The 15,312-nt window shown below is 52.6% G+C and carries 11 protein-coding genes and 1 pseudogene; 7 read left to right on the top strand and 5 right to left on the bottom strand.

Annotated elements, in window-relative coordinates; all coding sequences use genetic code 11:
* The first annotated feature begins 42 nt into the window (after positions 1 to 42).
* Complete coding sequence (gene rihC / locus IAE27_RS09410) at positions 43 to 957, top strand: ribonucleoside hydrolase RihC (protein WP_200092322.1); 915 nt, start codon at positions 43 to 45, stop codon at positions 955 to 957.
* Between the two features lie 28 nt (positions 958 to 985).
* Here the strand turns inward: rihC and IAE27_RS09415 are convergent, their stop codons facing one another.
* A complete protein-coding gene (locus IAE27_RS09415; RefSeq protein WP_070557718.1) occupies positions 986 to 1,924 on the bottom strand; it encodes a LysR family transcriptional regulator in 939 nt (312 codons plus the stop codon).
* 279 nt (positions 1,925 to 2,203) lie between these two features.
* Here IAE27_RS09415 and IAE27_RS09420 point away from each other — a divergent pair, with 279 nt between their 5' ends.
* The 4 genes and pseudogenes from IAE27_RS09420 to IAE27_RS09435 all read left to right on the top strand — a co-directional run bounded on the left by IAE27_RS09420 (position 2,204) and on the right by IAE27_RS09435 (position 8,602).
* Positions 2,204 to 3,259: a 4-oxalomesaconate tautomerase gene (locus IAE27_RS09420; RefSeq protein ID WP_200092334.1), complete on the top strand. Its 1,056-nt coding sequence runs from the start codon at positions 2,204 to 2,206 to the stop codon at positions 3,257 to 3,259.
* Positions 3,260 to 3,366: 107 nt separating this feature from the next.
* Positions 3,367 to 4,800 (top strand): annotated as a pseudogene (locus IAE27_RS09425) (anion permease).
* Between the two features lie 183 nt (positions 4,801 to 4,983).
* Positions 4,984 to 6,243, top strand: a complete 1,260-nt coding sequence (locus IAE27_RS09430) for an SLC13 family permease (protein ID WP_064356518.1) — start codon at positions 4,984 to 4,986, stop codon at positions 6,241 to 6,243.
* Between the two features lie 70 nt (positions 6,244 to 6,313).
* A complete protein-coding gene (locus IAE27_RS09435; RefSeq protein ID WP_200092336.1) occupies positions 6,314 to 8,602 on the top strand; it encodes a hydratase in 2,289 nt (762 codons plus the stop codon).
* Positions 8,603 to 8,657: 55 nt separating this feature from the next.
* On the opposite strand, the gene IAE27_RS09440 is transcribed toward IAE27_RS09435, so the two are convergent.
* Positions 8,658 to 9,611, bottom strand: a complete 954-nt coding sequence (locus tag IAE27_RS09440) for a LysR family transcriptional regulator (protein WP_004110488.1) — start codon at positions 9,609 to 9,611, stop codon at positions 8,658 to 8,660.
* Positions 9,612 to 9,703: 92 nt separating this feature from the next.
* Between IAE27_RS09440 and IAE27_RS09445 the strand changes: the two genes are divergently transcribed.
* Positions 9,704 to 10,333, top strand: coding sequence for a hypothetical protein (locus IAE27_RS09445; RefSeq protein ID WP_108704215.1), 630 nt, complete (start codon positions 9,704 to 9,706; stop codon positions 10,331 to 10,333).
* A gap of 45 nt (positions 10,334 to 10,378) precedes the next feature.
* On the opposite strand, the gene IAE27_RS09450 is transcribed toward IAE27_RS09445, so the two are convergent.
* Positions 10,379 to 11,077 (bottom strand): response regulator, encoded by a 699-nt coding sequence (locus tag IAE27_RS09450; protein WP_004108295.1) that lies wholly within the window; start codon positions 11,075 to 11,077, stop codon positions 10,379 to 10,381.
* Positions 11,070 to 12,698 (bottom strand): sensor histidine kinase, encoded by a 1,629-nt coding sequence (locus IAE27_RS09455; protein ID WP_108704214.1) that lies wholly within the window; start codon positions 12,696 to 12,698, stop codon positions 11,070 to 11,072. Before IAE27_RS09455 ends, IAE27_RS09450 begins: the two co-directional genes overlap by 8 nt.
* 339 nt (positions 12,699 to 13,037) lie before the next feature.
* Here IAE27_RS09455 and IAE27_RS09460 point away from each other — a divergent pair, with 339 nt between their 5' ends.
* Positions 13,038 to 14,024, top strand: coding sequence for a transposase (locus IAE27_RS09460; RefSeq protein WP_115239579.1), 987 nt, complete (start codon positions 13,038 to 13,040; stop codon positions 14,022 to 14,024).
* A 283-nt stretch (positions 14,025 to 14,307) separates the two neighbouring features.
* Here IAE27_RS09460 and IAE27_RS09465 read toward each other — a convergent pair.
* A partial coding sequence (locus tag IAE27_RS09465; RefSeq protein WP_200092338.1) for a sodium ion-translocating decarboxylase subunit beta occupies positions 14,308 to 15,312 on the bottom strand: 1,005 nt, incomplete at its 5' end.

Raw genomic sequence — 15,312 nt, forward strand, 5'->3', positions numbered from 1 at the left:
AAGATGCCAGGCTTAACGTCTGGCATTTTTTATGGAGAAACTATGCGCTTACCTATCATTCTGGATACCGATCCCGGCATTGATGACGCCGCAGCGATTGCCGCGGCGCTGTTCGCTCCCGAGCTGGACCTACAGCTGATGACCACGGTAGCGGGGAACGTATCCGTGGAGAAAACCACCCGCAACGCCCTGCAGCTCCTGCATTTCTGGAACGCCGATGTTCCGTTGGCTCAAGGCGCCTCTATGCCGCTGGTCCGCCCGCTGCGCGACGCCGCCTCCGTACACGGCGAGTCCGGGATGGAAGGCTACGATTTCGTGGAACATAACCGTCAGCCGCTGGCAAAACCGGCATTTCAGGCGATCCGCGATGCGCTGATGCACGCTCCGGAGCCGATGACCCTGGTGGCGATTGGCCCGCTAACCAATATCGCGCTTCTGCTGACCCAGTATCCCGAATGCCGCTTTAATATCCGTCGGCTGTTTATCATGGGCGGTTCCGCCGGGCGCGGTAACTTTACGCCGAATGCGGAGTTCAATATCGCTATCGACCCGGAAGCGGCGGCGAAAGTTTTCCATAGCGGGCTGGAGATTGTGATGTGCGGGCTGGATGTCACCAACGAGGCGATGCTGGCTCCGGACTACCTTGCTACGCTACCGACGCTGAATCAGACCGGGAAGATGCTGCATGCGCTATTTAGCCACTACCGGAGCGGGAGCATGAGCAGCGGCCTGCGTATGCATGACCTGTGCGCGATTGCCTGGCTGGTTCGTCCGCAGCTCTTCACCCTCAAGCCCTGTTTTGTGACGGTAGAAACCCAGGGAACCTGGACTTCGGGAACGACGGTGGTCGATATCGAAGGCAAACTGGGCCAACCGGCAAACGTGCAGGTGGCGCTGGCTCTGGATGTAGAAGGTTTTCAGCGCTGGGCAGCGGAGGTGATTGCTTTAGCGCCCTAATCTGGCGATGAAGCGGCCGGTATGGCTTTCAGGTTTTCTGCGTTGAATCCACGACGTTGCGCCAGAGCGTGCCCGCTTCATCCGTCCACATCATCAGTAGCAGGGAAGCTAAGCGCTCTGCCGCTGCGGAAAGAGGCCTGTTTTTAACGCGAATCATACCCAGCGTGCGTCTGATGACCGGCTCCACAAGCGGGACGCTCACCACGGCGCTCCCTCCGCTTTGGGGCATTGCCAGACAGGGGAGTGCCGAGACTCCGAGGCCTGCTTCGACAAGGCCGAGCGAGGTCGACAAATGTCTGACTTCATAAAACCAGCTCAGCTGCCAGGGTTGATCCGCCAGGCATTTCTCGATCAACTGTCTATTGCCGCTTGATTTCCTGACGCCGATTAACGTCTGGCTAACAAGCTCCCGCCATTCGACCAGTTTCCTGGTTGCCAGAGGATGATCTTGCCGGCAGGCCAGAACAAAAGGCTCGTTCACCAGGGGAATGAAATCGATATCCGGATGTGTGATGAAGTTCATGTTTATACCAAAATCAACATCGCCTTTTCGTACCGAGTCCATACAGGTTTCAATACCTTGTTCATAAATTCGTACTTTAATGTTGGGGTAGCTTTGATTAAATTGCACGATAGCGCGCGGTAAAAAATAAAATACGGCAGTAGGAATGCAGGATAGCGTAACCGTATCATGCAATTGAGACGTTAAATCGTTGAGGTCAAATATTGCCGCATCAAGGCCGGAGATCAAAGATTTAGCTCTTGGGAGAAGCATTTTCCCGGCTTGCGTCAGCGCAATCTTTCGCGTCGTTCGTTCGAACAGCGCAATATCCAGATTACTCTCTATTTTTTTTATCTTCTTAGTTAATGCCGGTTGCGTAAGATTTAATTGTTCGGCGGCTTTACTAAAAGAGCCTAGCTCTGCAACGGTGACAAAGGCTTTCATCCCGGATAGTTCATTTTTCATTATTGCTCCGTAGGGCCTAATAAGTGTTTCTCTAAGTAGATGACAAGTGATTATTAATCGGCAATGGCACTTTTATTAATTCCTGGCAGGAATAACTCTTATGGCGAAATTTTATCAACCGGTAAAAATCTTGCAAGTAGAATGAATTTGTAAAATGCCTGGCGTGAATGATGTAGCAGGTGAATTAAGTAAATAAAAAACTTAAACAGCATAAAGCAAATTAAATTCACAAGGCATTTCGTTTAATTCTTCTATGTTTTATCGGGTGAGGAACTTGCTATGAAGAGCATTCCCTGTGTATTAATGCGTGGTGGAACATCCAAAGGCGCCTTTTTATTAGCGGATGATTTACCTAGGGATATTAACCAACGTAATGACTTCCTGTTATCCATCATGGGATCGGGCCATGAGCTGGAAATTGACGGAATTGGCGGTGGAAGCCCACAAACCAGCAAAGTGGCCATTATTAGTCGATCTGTTAGTGAAAAAGCGGACATTGATTATCTGTTTGTTCAGGTTATCGTCAACGAACGGCGGGTCGATACCACGCCGAACTGCGGTAATATGCTGTGTGCTGTAGGGGGATTCGCAATAGAACAGGGGTTAATTAAAGCGGATTCTCCGGTCACGAGAGTGCGCATAAGGAATGTGAACACCAATACTTTTATTGAGGCTGACATTCAAACGCCTGAGGTAAAGGTTATCTACGACGGCGATACGCAGATAGACGGCGTTCCCGGCCGTGCCGCACCGGTTGCATTAACCTTTTTGAATTCTGCGGGTGCAAAATCCGGCCAGCTTTTCCCTACCGGGAATCGGCTGGACGTATTTGATAATGCGCAAGTCACCTGTATTGACATGGCAATGCCGATGGTCGTGATTCCAGCTCAGAGCCTGGGAAAAACCGGTTATGAATCTGCCTGCGAATTAGACCGGGACACAGCGCTTTTAGAATCGCTGGAGTCTATTCGTCGACAAGCGGGAAAGGCGATGGGGTTTGGCGATGTGACAAATATGGTTATCCCGAAACCGGTTCTGATTTCTCCTGCGCTTAGCGGCGGAAATTTAAATGTTCGATATTTTATGCCCCACAGTTGCCATAAATCGTTGGCGATTACCGGCGCTATCGGCCTGGCGAGTGCATGTATTATTCCGGGAACGATTGCTAATGAACTGACGAAATTGTCTGGTGATGGCATCGTTAAAATCGAGCACCCCAGCGGGAGTATTGCGGTCGACTTAAGTAATACGACCGAAGCCCCTGAAGCGATCCGCGCCTCTGTTATTCGCACGGCACGGAAGATTCTTTCCGGCTCGGTTTATATTGCCGACTAAATACCGAGTCCCCTCCTTAACGAAAAATTACCGTGGATTGAGGCGGGGAGCTATGTGAATGCGTTCCACAAGCATCCTTAAATATTGAGTACAGCTAAGGAATGGAAATGCAAAAGAATAAGTTATGGAAGCTGCTGGTTATAATAGCAATACCGTTACTCATGAGTTTATTCCCGGCACCGCAAGGATTATCAACACTTGCCTGGGTTTTATCAGGCATTTATCTGGCAGCCATTGTGGGGTTAGTCATTAAACCCTTTTCAGAGCCTGTGGTACTGCTGATTGCCGTCGCCGCATCAATGGTGGTCACCGGCAATCTGGGTGATGGTTCGGTAAAAGCCGCCAGCGTATTAAGCGGATATTCATCCGGCACCACCTGGTTAGTTTTCTCCGCATTTACTCTGAGTGCAGCTTTTGTTATTACCGGGCTAGGTAAAAGAATTGCTTATTTTCTTATCGGAAAAATTGGTAGTACAACGTTGGGCCTTGGCTATGTAACCGCCTTCCTTGACCTGATCCTGGCCCCCGCAACGCCATCGAATACAGCACGTGCTGGGGGGATTGTTTTACCGATCATTAATAGCGTCGCAGTCGCCCTTGGCTCGGAGCCGGAGCACAGCGCAAAGCGAGTTGGTCACTATCTTATGTTGAACATCTATATGGTGACGAAAACAACCAGCTATATGTTCTTTACCGCAATGGCCGGCAATATTCTTGCGCTGAAGATGATTGAAGATATCTGCCACATCAAATTAAGCTGGGGTGGCTGGGCGCTGGCCGCAGGATTACCTGGTATCATTATGCTGCTGCTGACGCCGCTGATTACCTACAAGCTTTATCCGCCGGAATTAAAGCGGGTTGATAATAAAAAGATCGCCAAAACGGGCATCGAAGCTTTGGGACCCATGACCCTGCGTGAAAAGATGCTCTCTTGCCTCTTTGTTCTGGCACTGGGCGGTTGGGTGTTCAGCAGCGCCCTGGGGGTTAATGAGTCAACCGTTGCTATCTGCGTCATGGCCTTGATGTTAGTGCTGAAAATCGTAACCTGGGATGATGTGATAAAAAATAAAGGCGGCTGGAATACGCTCATTTGGTACGGTGGGATTATTGGCTTAAGCTCGTTATTATCAAAAGTTGGCTTTTTCGTGTGGCTGGCTGATTTATTAAAAAATAATATTTAATTTGATGGTCACGGTAATATAGCCTTTATTGTTATTGTCGCCTTGAGCATACTGGTTCGTTATTTCTTCGCCTCGGGAAGCGCTTATATCGTCGCTATGGTTCCGGTCTTTGCCATGCTGGCGAATGTATCTGGCGCACCGATAACCCTCACCGCACTCGCGCTATTATTCAGCAATTCTTATGGCGGAATGGTCACTCACTATGGTGGCGCGGCGGGACCAGTTATTTTTGGTGTGGGTTATAACGATATCAAATCCTGGTGGATTATAGGTGGAATACTGGCGGTACTGACATTCCTCTTGCACATCACCCTCGGGGTATGGTGGTGGGAAATACTCATATCATCCGGGATGATTTAAGTCGTTACTGAGAAAGAATGCCGTGAATCTCTGGGCATCGGTTGATGCCCAGGACAATTGTAGATGATGCCATTGCCATGTGGTTATTATCTTACCTGGAGTTTAATGATTTAAGTATGAAAAAACTCACATGATCGCAAATATTATTATATGACCTTTAACAAGGTGAGGTGCAATATATTTATGTCTCCAGTTACGATTACGTTGTCGCTATTGGTTTTTTCGATCGTCATGTTCGTTTGGGAAAAAATACCATTAGCTGTAACTGCCATGATAGTTTGTATTACTCTGGTTGTCACCGGGGTCTTCGATGTCAAAACTGCTTTTGCAGGTTTTATTAATCAGAATGTTATTTTATTTGTGGCTATGTTTGTGGTAGGCGGGGCTTTATTCGAAACCGGCGTAACCGATAAAATTGGCGGTATCGTGACACGCTATGCGCGTACAGAAAAACAGCTGATAGTCATTATTATGTTAGTGTGTGGGACCCTTTCTGGATTTTTATCGAATACCGGGACGGCTGCAGTGTTAATACCTGTTGTGATCGGCGCAGCGATAAAATCAGGTTATGCCCAGTCACGTCTGCTTATGCCCCTGGCCTTTGCCTCTGCGTTGGGGGGAAATTTGTCGCTTATCGGTTCCCCAGGAAATCTGATTGCGCAGTCGGCGCTGGAGCAGGTTGGCCAACGTTTTGGTTTTTTTGAATATGCTAAGCTGGGTATTCCGATGCTGGCTTGCGGTATTCTCTATTTTGTCACGATAGGCTACCGACTATTACCGCAAAAAAGTACGCTACACCAGCAACGCGCTGAAAGTATGCGCAAGATAGCGTGCCCGAAATACAAGCAGGTGATTGCGCTGTCGGTACTAATCGTAACCGTATCCGGCATGATTTTCGAAGAACAGATTGGATTGCCGATTGCTATTGTTGGCTCAATTGGTGCTTTAACGCTGATTGTCACCCGGGTGATTACTGAAAAACAGGCATACCAGGCCATCGATTCACAGACCATTTTCCTGTTCGGCGGAACGCTGGCACTAGCAAAAGCGCTGGAAACCACCGGCGCTGGTGCGATCATGGCGCGTGCAATGATTGAACAACTGGGTAATCACGCTTCCCCCTTCTTACTTTTAAGCGCGGTATTGCTCATCTCCTGTGTGTTAACAAACTTCATGTCCAATACGGCAACCGCCGCTTTATTAATGCCGATTGGTCTATCTATTGCGCATTCGATGGGGGCCGATCCCCGGGCGGTATTAATGGCTATAGTTATTGGCTGCTCGTGTGCGTATGCAACCCCTGTGGGTACGCCCGCCAATATGATGATTTTTTCTGCGGGCGGCTATAAGTTTATTGATTACGTTAAAACCGGATTGCCGCTTATTGTTATATCGGTAATCGTCAGCTTTATTTTATTGCCTGTGTTTTTTCCATTTTATTAGCCGATAACGGTAGTGATTAAAAAACGTTGCTATTCTGTCAGACCTTGTTTTTTATATAAGGATATATGTCATGATAAAACTGTATGACCATGGAGTATGTATATCACACCAGCATGGTATTATCCCTGTTGGTCATCCTTCCTTCCCGGTGGACAAGCAGGAGGCGCGTAAAGGCACGATTTCGTGGTCGATCCTCTCCGCCCATAATACTTCAGGCGATCACCGCAAGTTAAAAATAAAATTTGATTGTATGGCCTCACACGATATTACATTTGTGGGGATAATCCAAACCGCTAAAGCGTCTGGAATGCAGCGTTTTCCACTGCCTTACGTATTAACTAATTGTCATAATTCGCTATGTGCGGTCGGCGGTACCATTAATAGTGATGATCATATATTCGGTTTATCTTCGGCCAGAAAGTACGGCGGGATTTATGTTCCGCCGCATATTTCCGTTATTCATCAATATATGCGCGAGATGATGGCCGGCGGTGGCAAGATGGTGCTGGGCTCGGACAGCCATACCCGCTATGGCGCTTTAGGGACGATGGCCGTCGGCGAGGGGGGCGGCGAGTTAGTTAAGCAACTGCTGGGAGGGACCTGGGATATTGATTATCCCGAGGTTGTTGCGGTGTATTTGACAGGTAAACCCAGCCCTGGCGTGGGGCCTCAGGATATTGCCCTGGCGATAATTGGCGCAGTGTTCCGGCGCGGTTATGTGAAAAACAAGATAATGGAGTTTGTGGGACCGGGGGTGGCGACAATGTCTACCGATTTCCGCAACAGTGTTGATGTCATGACGACGGAGACCACCTGCTTATCGTCTATCTGGCAAACCGATGAAGAGACTCGAAGCTACTTGCGCGTTCATGGCAGGGAGCAAGACTATTGTTCGCTCTCAGCATCCGATATGGCTTATTACGATGGTTGTATAGAAGTCAATTTAAGCGCTATCAAGCCGATGATCGCCTTACCTTTTCATCCCGCCAACGTCTATGAAATTGATACGCTGAAGGAGAACTTGCCGGATATTTTGCATGAAGTCGAAATGGAATCCGAAAAAATTTCGCTTGGGCGCGCAAAACTCTCCCTGCTGGATAAAGTCGAAAAGGGTAAGCTCCGGATCCAGCAGGGAATTATTGCCGGTTGTGCCGGCGGGAATTACGTCAACGTAGTTGAAGCGGCAAATGCCTTAAAGCATCACTCCTGCGGCGACAACGTTTTCTCTCTCTCGATATATCCCTCATCCCAGCCGGTGCTGATGGATCTGACCAAAAAAGGGATAACGACCGATTTATTAAGCGCTGGCGCGATTATGCGTACCGCATTTTGTGGGCCCTGCTTTGGCGCAGGCGACACGCCTATGCATAATGGATTGAGCATTCGCCATACAACGCGCAATTTCCCAAACCGGGAAGGTTCAAAACCCGGAAATGGGCAAATGTCGGCTGTCGCGCTGATGGATGCCCGCTCAATTGCGGCGACGGCTGCCAACGGTGGTATTCTGACCTCGGCGTCAGAGCTCGATTGCTGGGAGAACATACCGCAATATGAATTTGACGCTTCACCCTATAAAAACCGTGTCTATCAAGGCTTTATTAAAGGCGCATCCCAGCAATCGCTGATTTATGGACCCAATATAAAAGACTGGCCGGAAATGAGTGAGTTAACGGAAAATATTCTCTTAAACGTTACCTCTAAAATCATGGATCCGGTGACGACTACTGACGAGCTTATCCCATCGGGAGAAACCTCATCATTTCGCTCTAACCCCTCAGGACTGGCGGAGTTTACCCTCTCACGGCGCGATCCGGGCTATGTTGGCCGCAGTAAGGAGATTGCCGCTCTGGAACAATTGCGCGTCGCGGGGGACAATCCTTGCAGGCTGCATCCTGAACTTGAGGACATCTTTACCCAAATCCGCCAGCTGCCGGGACAGGAGAGCGTCACCCTGCAGCAGACGGAAATAGGTAGTATGGTTTATGCGATAAAACCGGGCGATGGTTCAGCACGAGAACAAGCGGCCAGCTGCCAGCGCGTGCTGGGGGGGCTGGCAAATATTGCGCAGGAATACGCCACGAAACGTTATCGTTCGAATGTGATTAACTGGGGAATGCTGCCGCTGCAAATGAAAGCCTTACCCGAATTTGAAGTGGGGGATTTTATCTTTATTCCGGGCATAAAATCCGCCTTAGACAGCGAGCTGGGTCATATTACCGCGTTTGTCATTAGCCGCGAGCGCCCCATAAAAGAGATCGCGCTTTACATGGAGGGCCTGACCTCATCAGAGCGGGAGATTATTAAGGCAGGAAGCCTGATTAATTATAATAAATCACGCTTAACTTCCCACCATCAGTAAACGATAGTCCTCATTAAGGTAATAAACGGGGGTGATATAGCATCCCCGTTTTTATTCATAGCGGCTTATCCGTGATTTTCGAACGTTGCGCTATGGCTGTGCTGCCTGCAGTCGGCTTCATCTTCTCGCTAAGATAATCAATCATTGCCCGCATTCTGGCGGGCATGTGCTTATTGCCCGACCACAGTAGCCAGAGCTGGCCGGAATAGCGGCTGATAAACTCCCATTCCGGTAAAACCTGCACAATCTCGCCGTTCGCCAGCGCCTCACGGGCGGTAAACAACGGCAGGCTGCCGATACCCAGATTTTGCTTGACGGCATCAAGGCGTACGGCGGTGTGGTTTGCCGCGTAACGACCGTGGGTCTGGATAGTCTCCGTTTTGCCGTCGCGGCGAAACTTCCAGCGCGAATCGGCGGGCGTTTCCCCAAGGCTGATACAGCTATGTTCGCGCAGATCCTGCGGCGTTCGCGGTCTGCCATATTGCGCCAGGTAGCCGGGCGTCGCACAGACGATATGGCTGACGGACAGCAAAGGCTTACCGTGCAGCCCCGGCGAGGGCGTATGGGTGATGCGCAGCGCCAGATCGATACCGTCATCGATAAAATCGAGAACCCGATCCTCAAGGCGCAGACAGACGTCGATCTTCGGGTAGCGGCTAAAAAACTCCAGCATCAGCGGATGAATGACAAACCGTCCCACGGCTTTCGGCACGCTTAGCGTGAGCTTACCCTGCGGCACCGCCTGGGCGCTGCCGGCGGAATCCATGGCCAGACGCGCCGAGTCCAGCATCTCCAGCGCATGTTCATACACCGTTTTCCCGGCATCGCTAAGGCGCAGCTTGCGCGTGGTGCGATGCAGCAGCTTGCAGCCCATTTCCTGCTCCAGCCGCGAGACGCTGCGGCTAATGGCGGAAGGCGTCGCGCCTGTCTGGCGCGCGACGGCGGAAAAGCTGCCCTGATCGACAATCTGCACGAACAGGGCGAGATCGGGCAGTAAGTTCAGATTCATTTGTGCTTCCAGAGCAAAATTGCATTGATGATCGGCGGGATTATCGCTGTCGTTAATATCAATATACTGTCCTGACTAAGGGGAGGACAACCATGACTGAACGACTTTATTACACCAGCGATGCCACTGAATGCCCTGCGCGAGTCGTCAACTGCCTGGGCGAAGCCGACGGCCGCTATGCCATTGAGCTGGACCGCACGCTGTTTCATCCGCAGGGCGGGGGACAGCCGGCGGATCGCGGCTGGATTGGCGAGCTTGCGGTCGAGAGCGTTGCCGCGCGCGGCGAGAGCATCGTGCATATTGTTGCGCAGCCGCTACCGTCCGGCGAGGTGGCGATCCGGGTGGACGAGGACGCGAGACGGCTGCACGCCCGGCTACATTCCGCCGGGCACCTGATTGGCCAGGCCGGAGAGCGCTTTGGCTGGCGGCCGATTAAGGCGCATCACTGGCCGGGAGAAGGGCGCATCACCTTTGCCGCCGGGACGAACGCGTCACTGCCCGAAGCCAGCGCCCTGCTGGCGCAGATCGAAGGATGGCAGGCGGAGGATTTACCGCGTCGGATCTCTTTTGCCGAAGGTCTGCGCAAGGTCGGGTTCGGCGATATGCCGAGCTATCCCTGCGGCGGCACGCACGTGGCCAGCCTGTCAGAACTGGGAGAGGTCGTCATTACCCAGGTGAAGATGAAAAAAGGCCAGATGATTGTTAGCTACGCTATAGCGTAAACGAATAAAAGGAGATGCATGCTAAACAAAGCATCTCCGCGATCCTTAAACGTGCTCACTATTTTTGCCGTGATAAATCCGCTCCGGTCTGCCGACTTTACCGTAGCTTATTTCGGCCTCAAGAAAATCGTTTTTGACCCCTTGCTCCAGGTAGCGGCGGGCAGTGGTTTTGCTGCTGCCGAGGATACGCGCAAGGGAGTCTGCGGTATGGACGATCCCCGGGTCGGTGAAGAGCTGTAATACGCGGTTAAAGGTGCTTTCATCGATTCCGCGCAGGGCAGTGCCGGCGGCTTCCGCGTGCTCTTTGGCCTGAATATTGAAAAGGGCGTCAACGTGGGTCTGGCTCGCCTGCTCGCTCGAGCGCAGGGAGCTGCGATAGCGGGCAAAACGCTCAAGCGTATGCTGCAATCGCTGATAGTGAACCGGCTTAATCAGATAATCGAAAACGCCCATCCGCAGGGCTTCGCTGATGGTATCCATATGGTTGTCGGCGGTGATGAAAATGATACGTCCTTTATAATTGATATTGACGGCGTGACGGATCAAATCGAGGCCTTTGCCATCGGGCAAAAAGTTATCCAACAGAATCAGCTGGGGCTGATAGAGACGAAGCATTTTTTTTGCGCTTTCCAGCTTATCCGCAATGCCAATGACTTCGAACTGGGGAAATTGCTTGATGGTATCCACCAGAATTTCCGCCAGCATAGGTTCGTCTTCAACGATGAGAGTTGTGATGCTATCCATGGTGTTCATCTCGGGTCAGGGGGATATAAAGAGTAAAAATAGTGCCAAAAGGGATGTTGTCGTCGACGACGATATTGCCGCCCGCCTGCTCGACGTAGCTGCGTACCAGCCATAGCCCGATACCGTGATCGCCGCTGTCGCTGCTGGTGACGCCGCGCTCAAAAATACGATCGCGCAGCGATTCATCAATTCCGCAGCCCTGGTCGGCGATCTCGACGATCGCTTCGCCGCCCTCGCTGTTGATCAGGCACTCGATCTGCTTCGATCCTGCCGGCTGACGTAAGGCGGCATTGTAGGCATTGTCCAGCAGGTTACCGACGATCGAGATCCACTCATTATGCGAAAGCGATGAGGGGAGGGTTTCCACGTGACAGGCGGGATCGAAGACCAGCTCTAATCCGAGCTCTTTGGCGCGGTAATATTTGCCGATCAGCAGCCCGGCAAGATGGTTCACTTTAAAATTACGGGCAATAAAATCGAGAACTTTCTGGTGGCTTTCAGACTGCTGCTGAATGAGATCCAGCGCGTTATCGTAGCGTTTCAAAAACAGTAGCCCGGCAATGGTGGAGATCAAATTGCGGTGCTCGTGCTGCACGGCGCGAAGGTTATCCGCATACTGCTGGACCTGGCTGAGCTGCAGGCTCAGGGTGTTGATATCGTCTTTACTACGAAAGCTAATGACCCATCCCTGGGGCTCGCTATTGAGCGTGACGGCCATGCGGCTGGCGATAACTTTGATCTGATTAAAGGTGACAATTTCGTCTTTTTTATTTGTCTGCGGCGCGTCATAAAAGAACGTCTCCTGAGAGATCACGCTGCTGATGCTTTTGCCAATCAGCATGGTTTCCGGCTGGCTGAGGTTTAATAATCTCCTTGCGGTTTGGTTGATGGCGGTAATTCGGTAGTGAGAGTCAATGGCTATCAGTCCCTCAAAGACCGATTCAAACAAGACGCTTTGCTGGATAAGCAGCTGTGATAACTGCTGCGGCTCCATATTCAGCATCTGTTTTTTGATATGCAGCGAGAAGCGTCGGGCGCAGTAGAGCAGCAGGAGCAGCATGATCGCCATCGGGATCATCAGCGATCCGATTTGCAGACTCAGCCAGTTCTCTAACTGTTCGATGGTGTAGCCCACCGAGACGATGCCGATCACTTTCCCGGTGCTGTCCTGGATCGGCGACTTACCGCGCAATGAAGAGCCGAGCGATCCTTTACGCACCGACACGTAGCTTTTAGCGTTATACAGCGCTTCGTCGCTGTCTCCGCCTTCCATATATTTGCCGATCTCATCCGGATTCACGTGATACAGACGCTGGCCTTTTGCATCACCGACGGTGATGTAGGTGGCATCGGAAAACGATCGCATGGGGTCGATAAGCGCTTTAATTCGCGCCAGATCGTGCTTTTCGACCGCCTCTACCAGCTCAGGCATGGCGGAGATCTGCATCGCCTGGATCAGCGCGCGCTGGCCGACCTGATAATGCAGACGCTCTTCCGTGATGCTGGTGAGATACCATGACATCGCCAGCATCACTATTGTCGAGGTAAACAGGATCAACAGGAAGATGCGGTTCTGGAACGAACGTCGGGCAAACCAGTGCGTGATTTTTCGGCTAAACATTGGGCGAATTGACATCAAAAGGCCATTTTCTCTTTTTTAGCGACCGACGGCGCGGAATCGGCCCACAGTTTTATGGATTTCAGAACACATCCAGATGGAATACGACGTTTTACGTATCCCCGGGTCGCGGCTGACGCCTTACCCGGGCTTGTATTATTAAAAAACCAGAAAGAACCGGCCAGTTCTCTCTGGTGGTGGTCCGGATGCCGTACCCGGGCTCAGACTTTTAGTCTGTACAGTAGATGCCTGCACCGGACCACCGCTATCCACAAGTGACAAACCGAACAGTATCATGGACCGGTTCACCCGGTACCCCGCATTTGCAAGGATGGTTACACCATGGAAAACGACATTCACTTTATCGGCATTGATGTGGCCAAAGCTAAACTCGATGTCGATATGTTGCGGCCTGATGGCCGTCACCGCAGCAAGAAATTTGCCAACACCCCAACAGGACATGACGAGCTCGTCAGCTGGTTGCGGGGACATCAGGTCATCCATGCCCATGTCTGCATGGAAGCGACCGGGACGTATATGGAAGATGTCGCCACTCATCTCTCTGATGCGGGGTATCCGGTCTCTGTTATCAATCCGATGCTCAGCAAAGCGTTCGTCCAGAGTCAGGGAATACGCAGCAAAACGGATACGGTGGATGCCCGCCAGCTGGCGTATTTTTGCCGGGAGAAACGCCCGCCGATATGGGAAGCTCCCCATCCGGTTGAACGCGCCCTGCGGGCGCTGGTTCTGCGGTATCAGGCGCTGACGGAGATGCATGTTCAGGAGCAGAACCGGCGGGAAAGCGCGCGTGAGGTACAGTTGCCAAGCATAGACATGCATCTGCTGTGGCTGGAGACGGAACTGAAACGTCTTGAAAAGCAGATAAAAGACCTGACGGATGATGACCCGGATCTGAAACACCGGCGCAAACTGCTGGACAGTATCCCGGGCATCGGCCCCAAAACCGCGGCGGTGCTGCTGGCTTATGTGGGTCTGAAAGACAGGTTCAGGGAGGGGAGGCAGTTCGCCGCGTATGCGGGTCTGACGCCGCGGCAACATGAGTCAGGCAGCAGCATCAGGCGGGTAAGCAGGATGAGTAAAATGGGCCATGTGTCGCTGCGTCGTGCATTGTATATGCCGGCGATGGTGACGCTGTATAAAACAGAATGGGGTCGGGTGTTCAGGGAACGGCTGGAAAAGAACGGAAAAAATGCAAAGCTGATAATCGGTGCGATGATGAGGAAACTGGCCCAGGTGGCATACGGCGTCCTGAAATCAGGACGCCCGTTCGATGCCACACTGCATACGAAAAATGCTTGCATGGCATAACAGTATCTACGGGTTTACAGCCGTCTGCGATCCTGTAGCCCGGACAAGGCGCGTTAAGCGCCGCCTCCGGGAAAATCCCCGGGTTGCGGCTGACGCCTTACCCGGGCTACGGGTTTACAGCCGTCTGCGATCCGGTAGCCCGGACAAGGCGCGTTAAGCGCCGCCTCCGGGAGGATCCCCGGGTCGCGGCTGACGCCTTATCCCGGGCTACGGGTTTACAGCCGTCTGCGATACAGTAGCCCGGATAAGCCGTTTACGGCGCAATCCGGGGAAAGGTAACGATTCACATCGCCAGCACGTACTTGAGCATCACCCCGGCGGCAATCGCCGAGCCAATCACCCCCGCCACGTTCGGCCCCATCGCGTGCATCAGCAGGAAGTTCTGCGCGTCCGACTCCAGCCCCACCTTGTTCGACACCCTTGCCGCCATCGGCACCGCCGACACCCCGGCAGAGCCAATCAGCGGGTTGATTTTGTGCCGGCTGCACAGGTTCAGCAGCTTCGCCATCAGCACGCCCGCCGCCGTGCCCACGCAGAACGCTGTCACCCCCAGCACCAGTATCCCCAGCGTCTGCGGCTGCAGGAACTTGTCCGCCACCAGCTTCGCGCCCACCGATAATCCGAGGAATATCGTCACGATATTTATCAGCCCGTTCTGTACCGTGTCGCTCAGGCGCTCCACCACCCCGCTCTCGCGCATCAGGTTGCCGAAGCAGAACATCCCCAGCAGCGGCGCCGCGTCCGGCAGCAGCAGCGCCACCAGCAGCAACAGCACCGCCGGGAAGAGGATTTTTTCCCGCTTACTCACCGTGCGCAGCTGCACCATGCGGATTTTCCGCTCCTTCTCGCTGGTCAGCGCCTTCATAATCGGCGGCTGGATTAACGGCACCAGCGCCATATACGAGTACGCCGCCACCGCGATGGCACCGAGTAATTCCGGCGCCAGTTTCCCGGAGAGGTAAATCGCCGTCGGGCCGTCCGCGCCGCCGATGATGCCGATGGCCGCCGCCTGCGGCAGGGTGAAGCTGATGATGCCGAAGTAGTTCAGCGTCAGCGCCCCCAGCACCGTGGCGAAGATGCCGAACTGCGCCGCCGCCCCCAGCAGCAGGGTCCGCGGGTTGGCCAGCAGCGGGCCGAAGTCGGTCATCGCCCCGACGCCCATAAAAATCACCAGCGGGGCGATGCCCGAGCCGATGGCGACCTTATAGAAAATCGCCAGCACCCCGGCGGAGTAGCCCATATCCACGGCGAGGTCCTCCATCTGCCCCTGCACCGACGGCAGGGCCAG

Origin of the sequence: Klebsiella sp. S69 (genome assembly GCF_016516145.1) — a bacterium.
In the GTDB taxonomy this organism is placed as follows: Bacteria; Pseudomonadota; Gammaproteobacteria; order Enterobacterales; family Enterobacteriaceae; genus Klebsiella; species Klebsiella oxytoca.

Bases quoted from the DNA above. Each gene is read 5' to 3' on its own strand.
- rihC (WP_200092322.1), top strand. From the start codon at position 43: ATGCGCTTACCTATCATTCTGGATACCGATCCCGGCATTGATGACGCC.
- IAE27_RS09415 (WP_070557718.1), bottom strand. From the start codon at position 1,924: ATGAAAAATGAACTATCCGGGATGAAAGCCTTTGTCACCGTTGCAGAG.
- IAE27_RS09420 (WP_200092334.1), top strand. From the start codon at position 2,204: ATGAAGAGCATTCCCTGTGTATTAATGCGTGGTGGAACATCCAAAGGC.
- IAE27_RS09430 (WP_064356518.1), top strand. From the start codon at position 4,984: ATGTCTCCAGTTACGATTACGTTGTCGCTATTGGTTTTTTCGATCGTC.
- IAE27_RS09435 (WP_200092336.1), top strand. From the start codon at position 6,314: ATGATAAAACTGTATGACCATGGAGTATGTATATCACACCAGCATGGT.
- IAE27_RS09440 (WP_004110488.1), bottom strand. From the start codon at position 9,611: ATGAATCTGAACTTACTGCCCGATCTCGCCCTGTTCGTGCAGATTGTC.
- IAE27_RS09445 (WP_108704215.1), top strand. From the start codon at position 9,704: ATGACTGAACGACTTTATTACACCAGCGATGCCACTGAATGCCCTGCG.
- IAE27_RS09450 (WP_004108295.1), bottom strand. From the start codon at position 11,077: ATGGATAGCATCACAACTCTCATCGTTGAAGACGAACCTATGCTGGCG.
- IAE27_RS09455 (WP_108704214.1), bottom strand. From the start codon at position 12,698: ATGTTTAGCCGAAAAATCACGCACTGGTTTGCCCGACGTTCGTTCCAG.
- IAE27_RS09460 (WP_115239579.1), top strand. From the start codon at position 13,038: ATGGAAAACGACATTCACTTTATCGGCATTGATGTGGCCAAAGCTAAA.